Raw genomic sequence first — 18,628 nt, forward strand, 5'->3', positions numbered from 1 at the left:
GCTATCGGCTACGCGAGCAGCAGCACGTTTCCCTGTGTCGCTGCGGTAATCAATTGCTTGTCGAGAGTTGCGAGCGGCAACTTGGTCTCAAGAGCCAAGGCCAGATAGGCCGCATCATACGCAGTGAGATTATGGCGCTCGGCGAGTGTGAAGATCGGTTGATCATGCGGTTGACCAAGTGTGCGAATAGGTAGCATGCGCAGCATTGCCATAGCTGTCGCGACCATGGCAAAATCGATACGCTTCGGCCTATAGGTCATCATCAGCACGTTTCGCGCTTCATGCCAGAACAAGTCAGGAACCAGCGCTCTATTGGTCTGAAGTCGCGCATATGCTGTGTCGCCGATTGTTGATGCTTCGTCCGGCAATACCCAGCTACACGCGACGGAAGCGTCAACGACAAAGTCCGTCATTAGCGCCTACCTATGGCTTTCCATTCGGCAATTTCTTCTTGGGTTACTCGTGGCATCGTGTCACGAAAGGCCTTCACCTCTTCCAAGACTTTCATCCGCGCCTCGCGATCGAACGTTTCTTCCGCTAGAGACGTCAATCGTGCCATCGGCACGCCGTCACGCGTGAGGACGACATCCTCGCCTGCTTCCAGTTTTGCAAGCAACTCGTTGAGATCGGCATCGCCGATATTGACTGTAATCGTCATGGCAAGGCTCCGCCTGTCTCGTACAGGATAAGGCTGGTCAAAACGACGGTCAATCAGGGAGGGGCTTGGGCTTATAGACCTGCGGAGACGATCCGTTGATCGGCAATAGCCGCGTCATCTGCAGGTGTGAATTCCGCCCGTCCCCTTTCCATCCGCACCTTGCCCTCGGCAAGCAGCTTCAACGCCATCGGATAGAGCTCGTGCTCAACCGTCAGCACCCGCCCTGCCAGCATGTCGGCGGTGTCGTCGGTGATCACCGGCACGGCAGCCTGCGCCACGATCGGGCCTTCGTCCATGCCTTCGGTGACGAAATGTACGGTGCAGCCGGCGATCTTCATGCCGGCGTCGATGGCACGCTGATGCGTGTGGAGACCGGGGAAAAGCGGCAGCAGGGAAGGGTGGATGTTGAGAATGCGGCCCTCATAGGGGCGGATGAAATCGCCTGAGATCAGCCGCATGTAACCGGCAAGACAGATGATGTCCGGATTGATATCGGCAAGCGTCTCAAGGATTGCATTCTCATGCTCTGCCTTGCCGGCATAGGCCTTGCGTTCGAACACGTAAGTCCTGATGCCGCGCGCCTCGGCCTTGGCGAGCCCGCCGGCAGTCGGCTTATCGGAGATAACCGCTACGATCTCTGCAGGAAAACCGGGTTCAGCACAGGCATCGGCCAGCGATACCATGTTGGAGCCGCCGCCAGAGATGAAGACGACGACGCGCTTTTTGGCCGAGTTCATGATCTCATCCTCAAGACATTGAGAAATTACAGGCCGAGCGTACCCTTGTAGATGACGCCGGCACCGCCCTCAGCGCGCTCTACCATGCGGCCGAGCTGTACGACCGTCTCGCCTTCGGCGGAGAGCACGTCGGTCACCGCCTTGGCGTTCTCTTCAGACACGACGATGATCATGCCGATGCCGCAGTTGAAGGTGCGCAGCATTTCCTTCGGCTCGACACCGCCGGTTTTCGCCAGCCATGAGAACACGGCCGGAACTGGGATGTTGCCAAGCTCGATCTCTGCTGCGAGATGCTTCGGCAGGACGCGCGGAATGTTTTCCGGAAAACCGCCGCCAGTGATGTGGGCAAGCGCCTTCAAGGCATGCGTCTCGCGGATCGCCTTCAGAAGCGGCTTCACATAGATGCGGGTCGGGGTTAGCAGCGCTTCGCCGAGCTTCTTGTCTGCCGCGAACGGGGCAGGGGCATCCCAGCCGAGGCCGGAGAGCGAGACGATCTTGCGCACCAGCGAGAAACCGTTGGAATGAACGCCGGAAGAGGTGAGACCGAGAATGACGTCGCCGGGAGCGATATCGCCGGCCGGCAGAAGCTGGCCGCGTTCGGCAGCACCGACTGCAAAACCTGCAAGGTCGTAATCGCCGTCGGAATACATGCCCGGCATTTCGGCCGTCTCGCCGCCGATCAGCGCGCAGCCGGATTCGACGCAGCCCGCTGCAATGCCCTTGACGATCGCAGCACCCTGATCGGGATCGAGCTTGCCGGTAGCGTAATAATCGAGGAACAGAAGCGGTTCCGCACCCTGAACGACGAGGTCGTTGACGCACATGGCAACGAGGTCGATGCCGACCGTGTCATGGAAATCCGCGTCGATGGCGATCTTCAGCTTGGTACCGACGCCGTCATTGGCGGCAACCAGGATCGGGTCATTGAAGCCTGCTGCCTTCAGGTCGAAGAGGCCGCCGAAACCGCCAATCTCGCCGTCAGCACCAGGGCGCCGGGTGGAACGCACCGCCGGCTTGATCTTCTCGACCATCAGGTTACCGGCATCGATATCGACGCCTGCATCGCTATAGGTGAGACCGTTCTTGCCTGCCTCGCTCATAATCCATCTCCAGTCCGGACCCAAAGGGAACTATAAGCTGCCGCCAATTGCACGACGCGCCCGGATATGCAAGCGTTTCGGCCATGTTTTGAAGGCATTTCACAGGCATGCTCGCTAACCGGGATGTGAACTTGACCTCGTCCGGCAAGCCCCTCATATGCCATGGAAACGCGAATAGCGATCGACAAGGAGCAGACATGCCGTATCACGTCAGTGGCGCAAGCCTGAAGCGCCACATCCTGTTCTGGCTAGGCGTGCTTGTCGGCTTCATTCTTTTCTTGTGGTTTTTTTCGTCCATCCTTCTGCCCTTCGTGGCCGGCATGGCGCTCGCCTATTTCCTGGATCCGGTTGCCGACTGGCTTGAACGGCGGGGCCTCAGCCGCACCATGGCGACGATCGTTATTCTCGTCTGCTTCGTCACCATATTCGTGCTGGCATTGATGCTGGTCATCCCGATCATTATCAGCCAGTTCACCCAGTTTGCGGCGGCACTCCCGGGCTACCTCACAGAACTGCAGCAGATCATCTCCAGCCCGCAGACATCCTTCCTGCCGCCCTGGGTCTCGACCCAGATCGAAACGGTGAAGGAGAACTTTTCCCAGGTGCTGAGCCAAGGGGCAGGTTTTGTCGGATCCTTACTGGCGCAGATCTGGAATTCCGGCAAGGCGATCGTCGACGTCATGTCGCTGCTGGTCGTCACCCCGGTCGTCGCCTTCTACATCCTGCTCGACTGGGATCGCATGGTGCGCAAGGTCGATAGCTGGATCCCTCGGGATCAGGTGCAGATCGTGCGCCAGATCGCCCGCGATATGGACCAGTCGGTTGCCGGCTTCATCCGCGGCCAAGGCTCGCTCTGCCTCATCCTCGGCATTTATTACGCAGTCGGCCTCTCGCTCGTCGGGCTGAATTTCGGCCTGCTGATCGGCTTCGTCGCCGGCATGATCTCGTTCATCCCCTATATCGGTTCGCTCATCGGACTGGTGATGGCGATCGGCGTGGCGCTCGTGCAGTTCTGGCCGGATTTCCCCTGGATCCTCGCGGTAGCCGCCGTCTTCTTCTCCGGCCAGTTCCTTGAGGGCAATATCCTGCAGCCTAAGCTGGTCGGCCAGAGTGTCGGCCTTCATCCGGTCTGGCTGATGTTTGCCCTGTTTGCCTTCGGCGCGCTTTTCGGCTTTGTCGGCCTTCTCATCGCCGTACCCGCGGCTGCGGTGGTTGGCGTGCTTGTCCGTTTCGCCTTGGCACGATATCTTGATAGCGATATCTATTATGGCCGCTCCGCCGAACTCCCCTGGGAGGAGGGCGCAGCCCACGCAGTCGATCACCAGAACGACCCGCGTGAAATCGAAGCTCCTAAGAATAACTGAAATTGATGACTGACCCTATGGACCGCCCGCAAGGCAAGGGCGAACAACTGCCCCTGCAATTTTCCCATGATGCCGCCCGCGGTAGGGACGACCTCATGGTTTCCGAACGCATGGCCGCAGCCGTGTCGATCGTCGACGAATGGCCCAACTGGCCGTCGCCGGTCGTGGTGCTCGCCGGCCCGGTCGGATCGGGCAAGTCGCATCTCGCCCATATCTGGCGCGAACAGTCGGGTGCGCAGGAAATTCATCCCGTCTCCGGTTCCAACGCATCGCAGATTGCCGCAGGTGGTCCGGTGCTGTTCGAGGATGCCGATCGCCGCGGTTTTGACGATGCCGAGCTTTTCCATGTCATCAACGCCGTGCGCCAGCATGGCCAGACATTGCTGATGACATCACGGCTCTGGCCGACCTCATGGGCCGTGGACCTGCCGGACCTGAAATCGCGTCTCAAGGCCGCGACGGTGGTGGAAATCGGCGAGCCTGACGAGGAACTTCTCGCTCAGGTGATGATCAAGCTGTTTTCCGACCGGCAGCTTAACATTGATGACAAACTGATCAGCTATATCGTCAACCGGATGGAGCGTTCGCTCGATACGGCGCAGCGGGTGGTCGAACAACTGGACCATCTGGCTCTTTCACGTGGCACCCGTATCAACCGGGCGCTGGCGGCAGAAGTGCTGGAGAGTTTCGGTCAAGCCGACGCAGGAGATTGACTGTCACAGTTCCGTCGTCAAAACATTATACGGCCGAAAGGCTTAACACTGAGGATGGAGCTCATGGACCAGATCGCCGAAACACCGGAAACCAAAGAAGTCGTTGTTGACGCGATCCCGAGCTTCGAGGAGCAACTTGCAAGCTCCGACCGGTTCATCAATCGTGAATTCTCCTGGTTGCAGTTCAACCGCCGCGTTCTGGAAGAAACGCTGAACACAGCCCACCCGCTTCTCGAGCGGGTTCGCTTCCTGTCAATTTCCGCCGCCAACCTCGACGAATTCTTCATGGTACGCGTTGCCGGCCTCGAAGGTCAGGTGCGCCAGGGCATCGTAATCCGCAGCCCCGACGGGAAGACGCCGGCCGAGCAGCTCGATTCGATCCTGCAGGAAATCGACAATCTGCAGATGGAACAGCAGGCGTCGCTCGCCGTGCTGCAGCAATATCTGGCGCAGGAAGACATCCTTATCGTTCGCCCGAACGCCCTGTCTGCAGAAGACAAGGCGTGGCTTGCGACCGATTTCGAGGAAGACCTGTTCCCGGTTCTGACGCCGCTCGCCATCGATCCGGCGCATCCGTTCCCCTTCATTCCCAATCTCGGCTTCTCCATGGGCCTGCAGCTGCACAGCCTGCATGGCAAGGAGCCGATGACGGGGCTGCTTCGTCTTCCCACCACGCTCGACCGCTTTGTCCGCCTGCCTGACGAAGGGACGACAGTCCGTTACATCACCCTCGAAGACGTGGTCGGCATGTTCACCGACCGGCTGTTCCCCGGCTACGAGGTCAAGGGCGCCGGCACCTTCCGCATCATTCGAGACAGCGATCTTGAAGTGGAAGAAGAAGCCGAAGATTTGGTTCGTTTCTTCGAGACGGCCCTGAAGCGCCGCCGCCGCGGCAAGGTCATCCGCATCGAGACCGATAGCGAAATGCCGGCATCACTGCGCCAGTTCGTGGTTCAGGAACTCGGCGTGCCGGAAAACCGCGTTGCGGTTCTGCCGGGCCTGTTGGCGCTGAACACGATGTCGGAAATAACCAAGGCGCCGCGCGAGGACCTGCGTTTCGAAAGCTACAATGCCCGATTTCCGGAGCGGGTTCGCGACCATGCTGGCGACTGCCTTGCAGCCATCCGCGAAAAGGACATGGTGGTCCACCATCCGTATGAAAGCTTTGACGTGGTTGTGCAGTTCCTTTTGCAGGCCGCCCGCGACCCCGACGTGCTTGCCATCAAGCAGACCCTCTACAGAACCTCGAACGACAGCCCGATCGTCCGGGCGTTGATCGACGCGGCCGAAATGGGCAAGTCGGTGACGGCTCTGGTCGAGCTGAAGGCGCGCTTCGACGAAGAGGCGAATATCCGCTGGGCGCGCGACCTTGAACGCGCCGGCGTGCAGGTCGTGTTCGGCTTCATCGAACTGAAGACCCACGCCAAGATGTCGATGGTGGTTCGCCGTGAAGACGGCAAACTCAGGACCTATTGCCACCTCGGCACCGGCAACTACCACCCGATCACCGCCAAGATTTATACCGACCTGTCCTTCTTCACCTGCAATCCGAAGATCGCCCACGACATGGCGAATATCTTCAACTTCATCACCGGTTACGGCGAGCCGAAGGAAAGCATGAAGCTGGCGGTTTCGCCCTATACGCTGCGCCCGCGTATCCTTCGCCATATCGAGGAGGAGATCGCGCATGCCAAGGCCGGTCGTCCGGCCGCGATCTGGATGAAGATGAATTCGCTGGTCGATCCGGAAATCATCGATGCGCTTTATCGCGCCAGCCATGCCGGTGTTGACGTCGAGCTTGTCGTGCGCGGCATCTGCTGCCTGCGCCCGCAGGTCCCCGGATTGTCGGACAAGATCCGCGTCAAGTCGATCGTCGGCCGCTTCCTCGAACACAGCCGCATCTTCTGCTTCGGCAACGGCCAAGGCCTGCCGTCCGACAAGGCGCTCGTCTATATCGGTTCCGCCGACATGATGCCGCGCAATCTCGATCGCCGCGTCGAGACGCTGGTACCGTTGCTCAACCCAACGGTGCATGAACAGGTTCTATCACAGATTATGCTGGGCAATCTGATTGACAACCAGCAGAGCTACGAGATACTGCCCGATGGGACGTCGAGGCGCATGGAGGTGCGGCAGGGTGAGGAACCGTTCAACGCCCAGCACTATTTCATGACCAACCCCAGCCTTTCCGGCCGCGGGGAAGCCTTGAAGTCAAGCGCACCGAAACTGATTGCCGGAGTAATGTCTGGCCGTAAGAAATAGGCAGTATGGTAAGTTCTGAAGCTCAGGGGCGGCTCCCGGGCATCGCCCCTGTTTCCGTTATCGATATCGGATCCAACTCCGTTCGTCTGGTTGTCTACGAAGGCTTGACCCGGGCTCCAACGGTCCTTTTCAACGAGAAGGTCCTGTGCGGGCTGGGCAAGGGCCTTGGCGCGAATGGTCGCATGGATGACGAGGGCGTCGAGCGCGCCCTGGTTGCGTTGCGGCGCTTCAAAGCGCTTTCCGATCAGGCGCGTGCCACGGATATCTATATTCTGGCGACTGCGGCAGCCCGCGAAGCCAGCAACGGTCCCGATTTCATCCGCAATGCGGAAGAAATCCTCGGGCAGGAAATCCAGGTTCTTTCCGGCGAGGAAGAAGCCAAATATTCCGCCCTCGGTGTCATCAGTGGTTTTTATGATGTCGATGGCATTGCCGGCGACCTCGGTGGTGGATCGCTTGAGCTCATCGACATCAAGGGGCACGAATTCGGCCGTGGGATCACTTTGCCGCTGGGTGGCCTGAGACTGTCGGAATCCTCCGGCAACTCGCTCGCCAAGGCGCGCAGTTTCGCCCGCAAACAGGTCAATACCGCCCGTTTCCTCGAAAAAGGCGAAGGCCGGACCTTCTATGCCGTTGGCGGCACATGGCGTAACATCGCCAAGCTGCACATGGAGATGACCAATTATCCGCTGCACATGATGCAGGGCTACGAACTGTCTCTCGAGGAAATGCAGAAGTTCCTCGACGAGGTTATCGCGGCCAAGGACAGTAAAGACGGCGCGTGGCAGGCGGTTTCCAAAAACCGCCGCTCGCTTCTTCCCTATGGCGCGATCGCCCTGCAGGAAGTGCTGAGCGTCATGAAGCCCGCCAGGATCACCTTCTCGGCGCAGGGCGTGCGCGAAGGCTATCTCTATTCCCGGCTGCCGGACAGTGAACGCGATGCGGATCCGCTTCTGGTTGCCGCCGACCAGCTCGCGATCCTGCGCGCCCGCTCTCCGGAACATGCCCGAGAGCTTGCCGACTGGACCGGTCGCATGGTGCCGTTTTTCGGCATCAACGAGACGGAAGAGGAAAGCCGCTACCGGCGTGCCGCCTGCCTCGTCGCCGATATCAGCTGGCGTGCACACCCGGATTATCGCGGCGCGCAGGCGATGAATGTGATTGCCCATTCGTCCTTCGTCGGCATCAGCCATCCCGGCCGCGCCTATCTTGCGCTCGCCAACTATTACCGCTTCGAAGGCGTCGGCGATAATGGCGATACGGACGCGCTGGCGACCATTGCAACGCCGCGCCTTTTGGATCTGGCCAAGCTCCTGGGCGGACTGCTGCGCGTGGTTTACCTGTTCTCGGCCTCCATGCCAGGCCTCGTCCACCACCTGACTTTCCGCCAGTCGACAACTCCGGACCTCGATCTCGAATTCGTTGTTCCACACGAATACGCGAATTTCGCCGGCGAGCGTCTGGATGGACGTCTGCAGCAACTGGCGAAGCTGACCGGCAAGCGACTGGCTTTCAAGTTCGAATAATCAGGCAAGGTCGGCGCGCTTTTCGTCGCCGACCTTCGTTTCCGTGCTGCATCATTCCTCTATATTCGGCTCCACCAGCCTTGCGAGATTGCGCAGGCATTCCTGCCAGCCGAGGTAACAGGCTTCAGCCGGGATGATGTCGGGCACACCCGCCTGGGTGATGTCCAGATCGGTTCCGACAGAAACCTTCTTCAACAGGATCGTCACCTGCATCTCGCCCGGCAGGTTCGGGTCTTCGAACCGGTCCGTGTAACGGATTCGCTCGCCGGCAACGAGTTCATGAAACTCGCCGCCGAAGAAGTGGCTCTCGCCGGTGGTGAAGTTGCGGAAGGACATCCGGAACGTGCCGCCGACCTTCGCATCGAGATGATGGACGGTGCAGGTAAAACCGTTCGGCGGAAACCATTTGGTCAGCGCATCGGCCTCGATAAAGGCACGATAGATCTTCTCAGGGCTGGTTGCCAGGACGCGGTGCAACTTGATCGTGCTCGGCATGGTCGTTTCCTCCTGTTTTGCCGGATCGATGCCCGAAGGACGCACGGGAAGGACTGATTGCGACAGTCACTTCGTCCCGCAGCCAAAAAAAGGTATTGCAACTACACGTGATGATAGGGGCGGCAGAGAGGAGACAACATGCACAGCATCGGTGAGTAGTGGGCGATCTCGGAAAACGTTGCCGCGGATGACGGCGGTATGCCTAGTGCAGCGGCAAATTGGCCGAGATAGGCAATTTCATTTTCTTGAATCAACCAAAGGGTGCAATGATTTTCGGCCACTATGCTTTTTCAAAGGTTGAGGGAATGTTTCAGCGGTCTGCGGCCAAAGGGGTGGTTTTATCATTCGGCAGCCTTGTTCTTTTGGGCATCATGCCGGTCATTTCGAATAGTCGCCCTGTCGCCATCGATGCGCTGACTTTTGCCTTCGCCCTGTCGCTCTGGCAAACGATCTTCGCGGCGCCTGTTTTCGCGCTTGAAAGAAGAAGCGGACAAAAGGGTATTTTCGGCGCAAGCATGCCGCCGCGTGAGGCAAGGCGTGTCGCTGTCGTCGGCCTGATCACGGGCATGATGTTCGGGCTCTCCACCTATCTGTACGTGCTTGGTACCGAAAAGGCCGGTGCCGCCAATGCTGCCATAGCGCTGCAGGCCTACCCGCTTTTTGCAATCCTCGTTGAAACGATCTTCCTTGGCCGCCGCAAAAACTTGCTTGAACTGGGCCTGACATCGGCGCTGTGCATCGCCCTCTATTATATCGCCACCGCGGGCACATTCCGGATGGCGGGGATATCCTACTGGTTTCTGCTGTCGCTTGGCGTACCGTTTCTGTGGAGCATCGCGCATGTTCTGATCAAGGAGGAACTGGGACGAACGCCGATAACGCCGGCACAGGTAACCTTTTTCCGGGTCGCCATTTCAACCGTTTTCCTCGCCCTGATCCTCATCCCGGCAAACACCGTGCCCGGAATGGGCAATATTGTGGGGGCACTGTTCCAGCCGATCTCGATCCTGATGGGACTGGTCTATTACCTGGAGCTGATGATCTGGTTCTACGCCGTACGCCATATCGACGTGTCGCTGGCAAGCTCGATCACCACCCCGTGGCCGGCTCTGACAATGGCTGTCGCCTTTGTCGTTCTGGGGGACCGGATCGAAGTCTATCAGATTGCGGCATTCGTCGTCGTGGTGATCTGCGTTTACGGCTTGAGCTGGGCTGGTATTGCGAAGCAGAAGATGGTGATCCAGGATTGACGAACGGCGAAAGGCGCCCGGTTTGACCGGACGCCTTTGCAATCAGTGTGTCGAACGCCGTCACTTTGCAGACAGGAATTCACCGACTTCCAGCAGGCTGAACTCGTTGTCGTCGGCTTTGTCGACTGCACGGCCGGCAGAGAAGGGCAGGTTGTTGTCATTGCCGATGACGATATGCGTGGCGTCGACCTGATCGACATTCTCGATCGTCACGAAGGGCATGTCATAGATGCCGGCCTTGCCGCCCGCAACCTTCTTCTTGTTGTCCGGATCCTGGATATTCAGCAGGTCGATATAGCCGATCTTGCGGACGGCCTTGCCGACATTGGCATCGTTGAACTCGATCTTGTAGACGCGCTTCCATTCAGCCGGAGCCTCGAAGCAATCCGGCTTCGGCTGTTTCGGATCGGCGCAGGCCTTGTCCTTCGAGCCAGCGCCGTTGTCGCGCTCGATGACGAGAGCAGTCGTTGCGTCGAGCATGTTGAAGTCGCCGATCGCAACGCCCTTTTCCGCCAGCGGATAGAGCCAGGAACGGCCGGTCCAGTTCTTCGAGGCGATATCGAATTCGATGACGCGAAGCGCGGTGCGGCCATCGACCTGTTCGACCTTGCCGTCTTCGAGGAAGAGCGGGCCTTCCAGCAGGCCGTAAAGCTTGGAGCCGTCCTTCGACATTGCCATGCCTTCATAACCGCCAGAACGCTTCAGGTTGAAGACCGGCATCTTGGCGGCCGGATTGGCCGGCATGGAAAGCGTCGGATTGTCAGGAGATTTCACCGGCTTGCCATCGACAACCGTGGCGATAACGTCGGTCAGCTGGCCGAGCGCATCGACCTTGATCAGGTAGGGGCCGAATTCCTCGCCAAGCCAGAACCCGTCGGCAACCGGCTGGATCGACTCGATGTCGAAATCGGCGCCCGTCAGGTAACGCTTCTCGGAGCCTTCCATGACGATCGGGAAGGGAGCAATCTTGTTCGGGTCGGACAGGAAGATATTCTTGACGACGTCCACCTTGTTGGTGGCCCAGTCGAACTTTACCTGATGCAGGAAGAGCATGGCGTCGGAAGAATTTGCCTTGGAGCCGAAACCGTTGTCTGACAGTGTCCAGAACGTGCCGTCAGCCATTGCCTTGATGCCGGAAAAGCCCTGGATCGGCTGGCCATCGAGCGGCAGCTTCACATCGGTAACACGAGCGCCGTCCTTGCCGTCGACCGTGCCGAGTTTCTCGACGCGCTTGCCCGCTGTCGTGAACTTGCCGGAGGTCTTCAGAAACGCAGGTGCATCTGATGGAGCAGTCGTCATTGTGTTCGCGGGCAGGATCGCCTGGCCGGCGAGCTTGGCCGGAAACTCCTTGTCGTCCGCGAATGCGGAGCCGGCAAGCAGAGCGGCCATGGCAACGGAAGTGATAAAGGTTTTGGTCATGAAACACCTGATCGTTTCGCATTAAACATGCGAGCGTCGATAGAATGCCCGCATGACGGGCAGGTGATGGTGTGATGAAGATTTGATGACTGGAGTTCTCGACGGGCCAAATCGCCGTAGATTTGCACGCGATTATCGCGATCCGGTGCGTAATTCGTTCCAGCGGCCCGGCGTCATGCCGAAGGCCTTGCGGAAGTGCCGGGTAAAATGCGCCTGATCGGAAAATCCCGCGGCGGCTGCTGTTTCGGCAAGCCCGGTACCGATCGACATCAGCCTTTTGGCCTGTTCCAGTCGGCGCATGACGAGATAGCGGTGCGGGCTGGTGCCGAGCAGCCGGCGGAACTGCCGAGCCAGTTCGTAGCGGTCGATGCCGGTAATTGCCTCCAGATCCTCCGAACGCACCGCCTCGCTGCAGCGATCCTCAATGAAATCGCGGGCGGAGAGGACCGCAATCCGAGCCGTAGCAGTCACTCCCTTGCGGGGTATGCTTGCCTGTTGCGTGAGACTGGTAGCGATCCGCATCACCGCGTCGTCGAGCGCGAGGTCATCCGGTTCATGATCCAGATCGCCAAGAATATCGGCGAGCGCTTGCCAGAGGCCGGCATCCGCGACGACGGGATTTCCGACGAAAGGCAGGGCGCTTCGATGCCCGCCAACGGCCCCGATCCGTTCGGGCGGCAGATAGATCATCCGGTAGATCAGCCCGTCATCGGTACCGGCCGCACCGTCGTGCACTTCGTCGGGATGCAGTACGATGACATTGCCCGGATTGCTGAAACGTTCCGCGCCACGATAACGAAAAGTCTGCACGCCATGAAGCGTCAGCCCCAGCGCATAGGTATCGTGGCGGTGTGGTGAAAAGCCGTTTCCGTGAAAGCGCGCCTCGATACGTTCGACGCCCCGGCTCGGCGTGGCAACGCGCATCCCGTCGCGAAATTGCCCTTTGCACGAACGTTCAAGACCGCCTGTACCGGCAGCCGCTAAGTGTTCTGCTCTTTCGATACCCCGAATGGAGTTTTCCTGCATGTTCGATACCAAGATCGCGATTGTTGTCCGCGAGGACCTTGCCACTTGGCAGAAGCTCAACGTTACCGCATTTTTGACGAGCGGCATTATCGCTCAGTCACCGGCGATCATTGGCGAAGCATACCGGGACATGGTGGATAATGTCTATAATCCGCTATCGATTCAGCCGATTGTTGTGCTTGGCTCCGATCAGGAGACGCTGCGTGTAATCCACAAGCGCTCTCTGGAGCGCGAAGTCATCACATCAGCCTACATCGAAGAGATGTTCGCGACCGGTCACGATGCTGCCAATCGCGAGGTCTTCTCGCGATTTGGCCCTGACGATGCCAAGCTGGTCGGCATCGCGCTGAGAGCGGAAAGGAAGCTGGTCGACAAGATCACCAAGGGAGCGAAGATGCATCCCTGATGGCGGGAGTGTCCAGGCGTCAGAGCTTAAAGCTCGACCGCCTCGACCTTCTTGTCGACGAAGCGCAGCGCTACGCCGCCTTCGATCAGCTTCAGTGCGGTATCGCCGAAAAGTTCTTTCCGCCAGCCTGAGAGAGCGGCCACGTTGGCATTCTCGCCTTCGGAAGCGATCTTTTCGAGATCATCCGTATTTGCGATGACCTTCGCTGCCACTCCCTGCTTGTCGGAGATGAGCTTGAGCAAAACCTTGAGCAGTTCGACAGCGGCAGCCGTGCCTTCGGGCACGTGGGCGTGCTTGGGCGGATGCGGCATCTCGGCCTTCGGTAATGCGAGCGCGGCATTGACCGCTTCGACGATGGCGGTTCCCGAGGCCGAGCGCTCCCAGCCCTTGGGGATGGTGCGCAGGCGTCCGAGGGCTTCGTTATCCTTCGGCTGCTGCTGGGCGATTTCGTAGATCGCATCGTCCTTCAAGACGCGCGAACGCGGCACATTGCGACTGCGGGCTTCCCGCTCGCGCCATGCGGCGACGAATTTCAGGATGGCAAGTTCGATCGGTTTGCGCAGGCGGGCTTTAAGCCGCTGCCATGCGTCGTCCGGGTGCAGGTCGTAGGTGGACGGGTTTTCGAGGATCGCCATTTCCTCGGTCAGCCACAGGGCACGGCCTTCGCGATCCAACTGCTCTTTCAGGAACAGATAGACGTCCCTGAGATGGGTGACGTCGGCCAGCGCATAATCGAGCTGCTTCTCCGAAAGCGGCCGGCGGCTCCAGTCGGTGAAGCGGGATGACTTGTCGATATGGACGTTCTTGATGCGGCTGACGAGCTGGTCATAGGAGACGCTGTCGCCGAAACCGCAGACCATGGCTGCCACCTGCGTATCGAAGATCGGATGCGGCACCAGCTTGCCGAGGTGATGGACGATTTCGATATCCTGCCGTGCGGCATGGAAAACCTTCACCACCGCGGAGTTCGCCATCAGCTCGAAGAAGGGCGCAAGATCAAGCCCTTTTGCCAGCGGATCGACGAGAACCTCCAGGTCCGGGCTTGCCATCTGGATGAGGCAGAGTTCCGGCCAGAACGTCGTTTCCCTCAGAAACTCCGTGTCGATGGTGATGAAATCCGATTGCGCCAGCTTGGCGCAGGCGTCTTGAAGAGCTGCGGTTGTTTCGATCATTGGTCCGTTCACGTGCGGTGTTCAACCTTCCTTTCCCTTTGAGCCGCGCATGTCAAGACCGGGAGAGGCTCGCTAAGGCGTTAGTCCCTGTCATCTTTTTCAGGCGGTGCCGCCAGCCGGTTGAAATAGGCGGATGTGCGCAAAAGGGCGCGGAAGCGGGAATGCCGTTCCGATGGCGGCACGGGCGGCCTTACCCCCATGCGCATGATGGTGAAGATCAGAAAACCGGCAAAGATGAAGGACGTATAGGCAAAGAATGCGCGTGGGCCGAGATACTGGAGTAGCGTCGCGGCCAGCAGCGGGCCGACGATCGCGCCGACCGACCAGAAGAACAGCAGACCGGCGGCAACCAGCGCATATTGTCCCGGCTTGGCGTGGTCGTTTCCATGTGCCGAACACAGCGAGTAGAGCGGCATGGAAAATGCGCCGAAAAGGAATACGGCAATGATATTGGCCGTCTCGTTCGTGCCTGCACCAAAGGAGAGATAACCGCCGGTCAGGATCGAGCCGATCGTTGCCCAGACAATGACGCGCCGCCTGTCCAGCTTGTCGGAATAAAGCCCGAGCGGATATTGCAGCACCACGCCGCCGATGATGCCGGCGCTCATGAAGGTAGCGATCGAGGTGATATCCATGCCGATCTCATGCGCATAGACCGGCCCGATATTGCGGAAGGCGGCCATGGAGAGGCCGACGGCGACAACGCCGACGACGGCAAGCGGTGAGATCTGCCAGACGGCCTTTAGATCGAATGCCACGGCATCCGGCGGTGCGGGGCTGGATTTGTCGGCGACCGAAATCGGCACCAGCGACAAGGTCATGGCGATCGAGATGATGGCGAAGAGCGCCTGTCCTTCTATGCCGACTGTCGGGATGAGATATTGGGCGAAAGTGACGGAGCCGAGATCGACGAAACGGTAGATCGACAGCGTTCTCGCCCTGTTTTCATTGGTGACCTTTGCGTTGATCCAGCTTTCGACCGTGGCAAACAGGCTGGCGACCGCAATGCCGATCAGGAAACGCAGAAATGCCCATGCGACGGGATCGATCACCTGCGCCATGACAATCGAACAGGAGGCCCCGATCGCGGCCATCGCGGCAAATGTGCGGATATGGCCGATCGATCGCAGCAGTCGCGAAACGTAGATGCAGCCGACGGCGAAACCGACGCTGTATCCGGCACCGATCATGCCGATGACCGTGGGTGAGAAACCCTCGGCTGTGCCGCGCAGCGCGATATAGGTTCCCTGAAGCCCGTTTCCGCCGATCAGGATGCCTGCGGTGACGAGAAGGGGCACGAGGGGGCGTATATGGGACATGAGGGGAATCTTTGCGCGGGGGTGTCCGCCAAGCTGTAGCGTGCCGCGCATGTAAACGACAGACCGGAAATGGCTAAAGCAGGGCGCATGATGCGAAAAACTTCGCCGCCTCGGAAATGGTGGTTGGGAAACAATGCCACCCGCCCTTGGCCTCTTTAAAGCAGGCGGGAGCGGGTGGTGGCCGCGGGAGGACCAAGGTTCGAAGGCGGTAATTACGGCCTGATTTCCATATAGACCGACTGGCCGCCATCCTTGTTAAACGCAATCACGTCATAGGATGCCGACGGGTCCTCGCCCATTCCCAGCGAGCCACTCGGCATGCCGGGAACGGCGATGCCGGCAATGTCGGGACGCTCGGCCAGCACGCGGTTGACTGCTTCGAGTGGTACATGGCCTTCGAACACATAGCCGCCTGCTACCGCCGTATGGCAGCTCCAGGCGTCCTCCGGTACTTTGTACCCGGCCTTTAATGCGTCCATATCCTCGACATTTTCCATGCGAAGCGCGATGCCGGATGAGGTAAGCGCTTCGGCCCATGCTTCGCAGCAGCCGCAATAGGGGCTTTTGTAAACCACCATTTCCGCGGCCATGGCGCCGGTGGCAATAAAGGACGCAGCACTCATCAGTGCGAAGGCGAGCGATCTCGCCGCAAATGTCTGTCTGTTCACGATAATCTCCTTGGGATCGGCGAACGAGTGTTTCGGTTCGGGCGGTCAGGCCGCCTGCACGTGATCGATCGGAGATTTTGGAGGAGGTGGGGGAGGTCCGTTACGCAGGGACGAGAAGGCCGCGTCGTCAGTATGGGGGTAGGCAGGTGCAAGAAATACCGGAACGGCAATCTGGCTATCTGGAAGGATCGCGGCCGTGACCGACAGCACCTGGCAGGCTGCAAGGGCGCATCCGGCCTTCGAGCACTGTGTCCCGGCTTGAGGGCCGTCCATCGGCGTATGCCCACGATGCATGGCCAGTTCTGCATGGCTGAGATGGACATGACCCGGTGCCGGCTGCGCGCCATAGGCAACAGGTCCGCGCGCCAGAAAAAGCGCGGCCAGAACCATCAGCATGACGCGGGCAAACTTGACCATGGATCTATAATCGCATTGCCGGCCTCGATATTGAAGAGGTGACGAAGGGACATAAGCACGCAGCCCCTTGGCGGCAAAGAGGCCGGCAGATGCCCACTATCATGTGCTAAGCGGCCCTGTCGAAGCATTGCAACCTTGACAAATCGGCCTACCCATGCGCTTTTCGCGCCGATTTTCCATGATTTCGACCGGGCTGCTTCGCATGCCGTAAAAGGTCGTTCAAGCATCAGTCCAGGATAAAAGACATGCATCGTTACCGCAGCCACACCTGTGCAGCCCTCCGCAAGTCGGATGTCGGCTCCAATGTCCGCATTTCCGGCTGGGTCCATCGTGTGCGAGATCATGGCGGCGTTCTCTTCGTCGACCTTCGCGACCATTATGGCATGACCCAGGTCGTCTGCGACCCGGACAGCCCGGCCTTCAAGACGGCTGAAGTCGTGCGCGGCGAGTGGGTCATCCGTATCGACGGCACCGTCAAGGCTCGTTCGGAAGACACCGTCAACAAGAACATGGCGACGGGCGAGATCGAACTCTACGCCAAGGAAATCGAGGTTCTGTCGGCTGCCAAGGAACTGCCGCTGCCGGTCTTCGGTGAGCCGGAATATCCGGAAGACGTGCGCCTGAAGTATCGCTTCCTCGACCTTCGCCGCGAAACGCTGCACAAAAACATCGTCAAGCGCACCCAGATCATCGCCGCCATGCGCCGCGAAATGACGATCGGTGGCTTCACCGAATATTCCACGCCGATCCTGACCGCATCCTCGCCGGAAGGCGCACGCGACTTCCTCGTGCCGTCGCGTATCCACCCCGGCAAGTTCTTCGCCCTGCCGCAGGCGCCGCAGCAGTACAAGCAGTTGATGATGGTTGCCGGTTTCGACCGCTACTTCCAGATTGCACCGTGCTTCCGCGACGAAGACCCGCGTGCTGACCGCCTGCCGGGCGAATTCTACCAGCTCGACCTCGAAATGAGCTTCGTCACCCAGGAAGAAGTCTGGGAAACGATGGAGCCGGTCATGCGCGGCATCTTCGAAGAGTTTGCCGAAGGCAAACCGGTCACCAAGGAATTCCCGCGCATCCCGTATGACGTCGCGATCCGCAAATACGGTTCCGACAAGCCGGACCTGCGCAACCCGATCGAGATGGAAGCGGTTACCGAGCATTTCGCCGGTTCCGGCTTCAAGGTCTTCGCCGGCATGATCGCTTCGAACCCGAAGGTTGAAGTCTGGGCAATCCCGGCAAAGACCGGCGGCTCCCGTGCATTCTGCGACCGCATGAACGCCTGGGCGCAGCAGCAGGGCCAGCCAGGCCTCGGCTACATCTTCTGGAAGGAAGAAGAAGGCAAGGTTGTCGGCTCCGGTCCGCTCGCCAAGAACATCGGCGAAGAGCGCACGGCAGCTATTGCAGCACAGCTCGGTCTGGAAGCGGGCGATGCCTGCTTCTTCGTCGCCGGCGAACCGGAGAAGTTCTACAAGTTCGCAGGCGAAGCCCGTAACCGCGCCGCCGACGAACTGAACCTCTCCAACAAGGACCAGTTCGCGCTGTGCTGGATCGTCGACTTCCCATTCTTCGAATATAACGAAGAAGACAAGAAGATCGACTTCGCCCATAACCCGTTCTCGATGCCGCAGGGCGGTCTCGAAGCACTGGAAAACCAGGATCCGCTGACGATCAAGGCTTACCAGTATGACATGGTCTGCAACGGCTTCGAAATCGCCTCGGGCTCGATCCGTAACCAGCTGCCGGAAGTCATGGTCAAGGCCTTCGAAATGGTCGGCCTGTCGCAGCAGGACGTGGAAGACCGCTTCGGCGGCCTCTACCGCGCCTTCCAGTACGGTGCACCTCCGCATGGCGGCATGGCAGCCGGCGTCGACCGCGTCGTCATGCTCCTGACCGGTGCCAAGAACCTGCGCGAAATCACGCTGTTCCCGATGAACCAGCAGGCGCAGGACCTCCTGATGGGTGCCCCGTCGGAAGCCACCCCGACGCAGCTGCGCGAGCTGGCAATCCGCCCGATCCCGCCGGTGAAGAAGGACTGATTTCAGTCTCCAGAACTGGCGATTTTCAAGCAAGTTCAACGGCGGCCCTCGGGTCGCCGT

18 protein-coding genes are annotated in these 18,628 nt (G+C 59.5%); 7 read left to right on the plus strand and 11 right to left on the minus strand.

What is annotated here, in order from left to right; translation table 11 throughout:
• Positions 1–8 precede the first annotated feature (8 nt).
• The 4 genes from ACI3K0_RS08860 to purM all read right to left on the minus strand — a co-directional run bounded on the left by ACI3K0_RS08860 (position 9) and on the right by purM (position 2,495).
• Positions 9–413 (minus strand): type II toxin-antitoxin system VapC family toxin, encoded by a 405-nt coding sequence (locus ACI3K0_RS08860; protein ID WP_183827236.1) that lies wholly within the window; start codon positions 411–413, stop codon positions 9–11.
• Positions 413–658 (minus strand): type II toxin-antitoxin system Phd/YefM family antitoxin, encoded by a 246-nt coding sequence (locus ACI3K0_RS08865; RefSeq protein ID WP_183827233.1) that lies wholly within the window; start codon positions 656–658, stop codon positions 413–415. Before ACI3K0_RS08865 ends, ACI3K0_RS08860 begins: the two co-directional genes overlap by 1 nt.
• Before the next feature lie 71 nt (positions 659–729).
• Positions 730–1,395 (minus strand): phosphoribosylglycinamide formyltransferase, encoded by a 666-nt coding sequence (gene purN / locus ACI3K0_RS08870; RefSeq protein ID WP_183827230.1) that lies wholly within the window; start codon positions 1,393–1,395, stop codon positions 730–732.
• A gap of 26 nt (positions 1,396–1,421) precedes the next feature.
• The gene (purM, locus tag ACI3K0_RS08875) at positions 1,422–2,495 is read right to left on the minus strand and encodes a phosphoribosylformylglycinamidine cyclo-ligase (RefSeq protein ID WP_183827227.1); all 1,074 of its coding nucleotides are present in this window, start codon (positions 2,493–2,495) and stop codon (positions 1,422–1,424) included.
• A gap of 197 nt (positions 2,496–2,692) precedes the next feature.
• Between purM and ACI3K0_RS08880 the strand changes: the two genes are divergently transcribed.
• The 4 genes from ACI3K0_RS08880 to ppx all read left to right on the plus strand — a co-directional run bounded on the left by ACI3K0_RS08880 (position 2,693) and on the right by ppx (position 8,360).
• On the plus strand, positions 2,693–3,859 hold the full coding sequence (locus tag ACI3K0_RS08880) for an AI-2E family transporter (protein WP_183827201.1): 1,167 nt from the start codon (positions 2,693–2,695) through the stop codon (positions 3,857–3,859).
• Between the two features lie 5 nt (positions 3,860–3,864).
• Positions 3,865–4,572 (plus strand): DnaA regulatory inactivator HdaA, encoded by a 708-nt coding sequence (gene hdaA, locus ACI3K0_RS08885; protein ID WP_183827198.1) that lies wholly within the window; start codon positions 3,865–3,867, stop codon positions 4,570–4,572.
• A gap of 63 nt (positions 4,573–4,635) precedes the next feature.
• Positions 4,636–6,834 (plus strand): RNA degradosome polyphosphate kinase, encoded by a 2,199-nt coding sequence (locus ACI3K0_RS08890; protein WP_183827195.1) that lies wholly within the window; start codon positions 4,636–4,638, stop codon positions 6,832–6,834.
• Positions 6,835–6,839: 5 nt separating this feature from the next.
• Positions 6,840–8,360: an exopolyphosphatase gene (ppx, locus tag ACI3K0_RS08895; protein ID WP_183827192.1), complete on the plus strand. Its 1,521-nt coding sequence runs from the start codon at positions 6,840–6,842 to the stop codon at positions 8,358–8,360.
• A gap of 51 nt (positions 8,361–8,411) precedes the next feature.
• Here the strand turns inward: ppx and ACI3K0_RS08900 are convergent, their stop codons facing one another.
• Positions 8,412–8,855 (minus strand): SRPBCC family protein, encoded by a 444-nt coding sequence (locus ACI3K0_RS08900; RefSeq protein ID WP_183827189.1) that lies wholly within the window; start codon positions 8,853–8,855, stop codon positions 8,412–8,414.
• 305 nt (positions 8,856–9,160) lie between these two features.
• Here ACI3K0_RS08900 and ACI3K0_RS08905 point away from each other — a divergent pair, with 305 nt between their 5' ends.
• Positions 9,161–10,105 carry a DMT family transporter gene (locus tag ACI3K0_RS08905; protein ID WP_183827186.1) on the plus strand — a complete coding sequence of 315 codons (945 nt, stop codon included), beginning with the start codon at positions 9,161–9,163 and terminating at the stop codon, positions 10,103–10,105.
• Positions 10,106–10,165: 60 nt separating this feature from the next.
• Here the strand turns inward: ACI3K0_RS08905 and ACI3K0_RS08910 are convergent, their stop codons facing one another.
• Positions 10,166–11,524, minus strand: coding sequence for an esterase-like activity of phytase family protein (locus ACI3K0_RS08910; protein WP_183827183.1), 1,359 nt, complete (start codon positions 11,522–11,524; stop codon positions 10,166–10,168).
• Positions 11,525–11,656: 132 nt separating this feature from the next.
• Positions 11,657–12,448: an AraC family transcriptional regulator gene (locus ACI3K0_RS08915; RefSeq protein WP_246436304.1), complete on the minus strand. Its 792-nt coding sequence runs from the start codon at positions 12,446–12,448 to the stop codon at positions 11,657–11,659.
• Positions 12,449–12,548: 100 nt separating this feature from the next.
• Between ACI3K0_RS08915 and ACI3K0_RS08920 the strand changes: the two genes are divergently transcribed.
• On the plus strand, positions 12,549–12,956 hold the full coding sequence (locus tag ACI3K0_RS08920) for a DUF2000 family protein (RefSeq protein WP_148145355.1): 408 nt from the start codon (positions 12,549–12,551) through the stop codon (positions 12,954–12,956).
• Between the two features lie 26 nt (positions 12,957–12,982).
• Here ACI3K0_RS08920 and rnd read toward each other — a convergent pair whose 3' ends face one another.
• The 4 genes from rnd to ACI3K0_RS08940 all read right to left on the minus strand — a co-directional run bounded on the left by rnd (position 12,983) and on the right by ACI3K0_RS08940 (position 16,532).
• Entirely contained in the window at positions 12,983–14,128 is a 1,146-nt protein-coding gene (gene rnd, locus ACI3K0_RS08925) for a ribonuclease D (RefSeq protein WP_183827177.1), read from the minus strand.
• Positions 14,129–14,208: 80 nt separating this feature from the next.
• Positions 14,209–15,447 carry an MFS transporter gene (locus ACI3K0_RS08930; protein ID WP_183827174.1) on the minus strand — a complete coding sequence of 413 codons (1,239 nt, stop codon included), beginning with the start codon at positions 15,445–15,447 and terminating at the stop codon, positions 14,209–14,211.
• A gap of 212 nt (positions 15,448–15,659) precedes the next feature.
• On the minus strand, positions 15,660–16,115 hold the full coding sequence (locus ACI3K0_RS08935) for a DUF411 domain-containing protein (protein WP_394353678.1): 456 nt from the start codon (positions 16,113–16,115) through the stop codon (positions 15,660–15,662).
• A 45-nt stretch (positions 16,116–16,160) separates the two neighbouring features.
• Positions 16,161–16,532 carry a hypothetical protein gene (locus ACI3K0_RS08940; RefSeq protein ID WP_183827171.1) on the minus strand — a complete coding sequence of 124 codons (372 nt, stop codon included), beginning with the start codon at positions 16,530–16,532 and terminating at the stop codon, positions 16,161–16,163.
• Positions 16,533–16,777: 245 nt separating this feature from the next.
• On the opposite strand from ACI3K0_RS08940, the gene aspS reads away from it, so the two are divergent.
• Positions 16,778–18,568, plus strand: coding sequence for an aspartate--tRNA ligase (gene aspS / locus ACI3K0_RS08945; protein ID WP_183827168.1), 1,791 nt, complete (start codon positions 16,778–16,780; stop codon positions 18,566–18,568).
• Positions 18,569–18,628: the final 60 nt, after the last annotated feature.

Origin of the sequence: Rhizobium sp. ZW T2_16, from assembly GCF_044987325.1 — a bacterium.
Lineage (GTDB): Bacteria > Pseudomonadota > Alphaproteobacteria > Rhizobiales > Rhizobiaceae > Neorhizobium > Neorhizobium cellulosilyticum.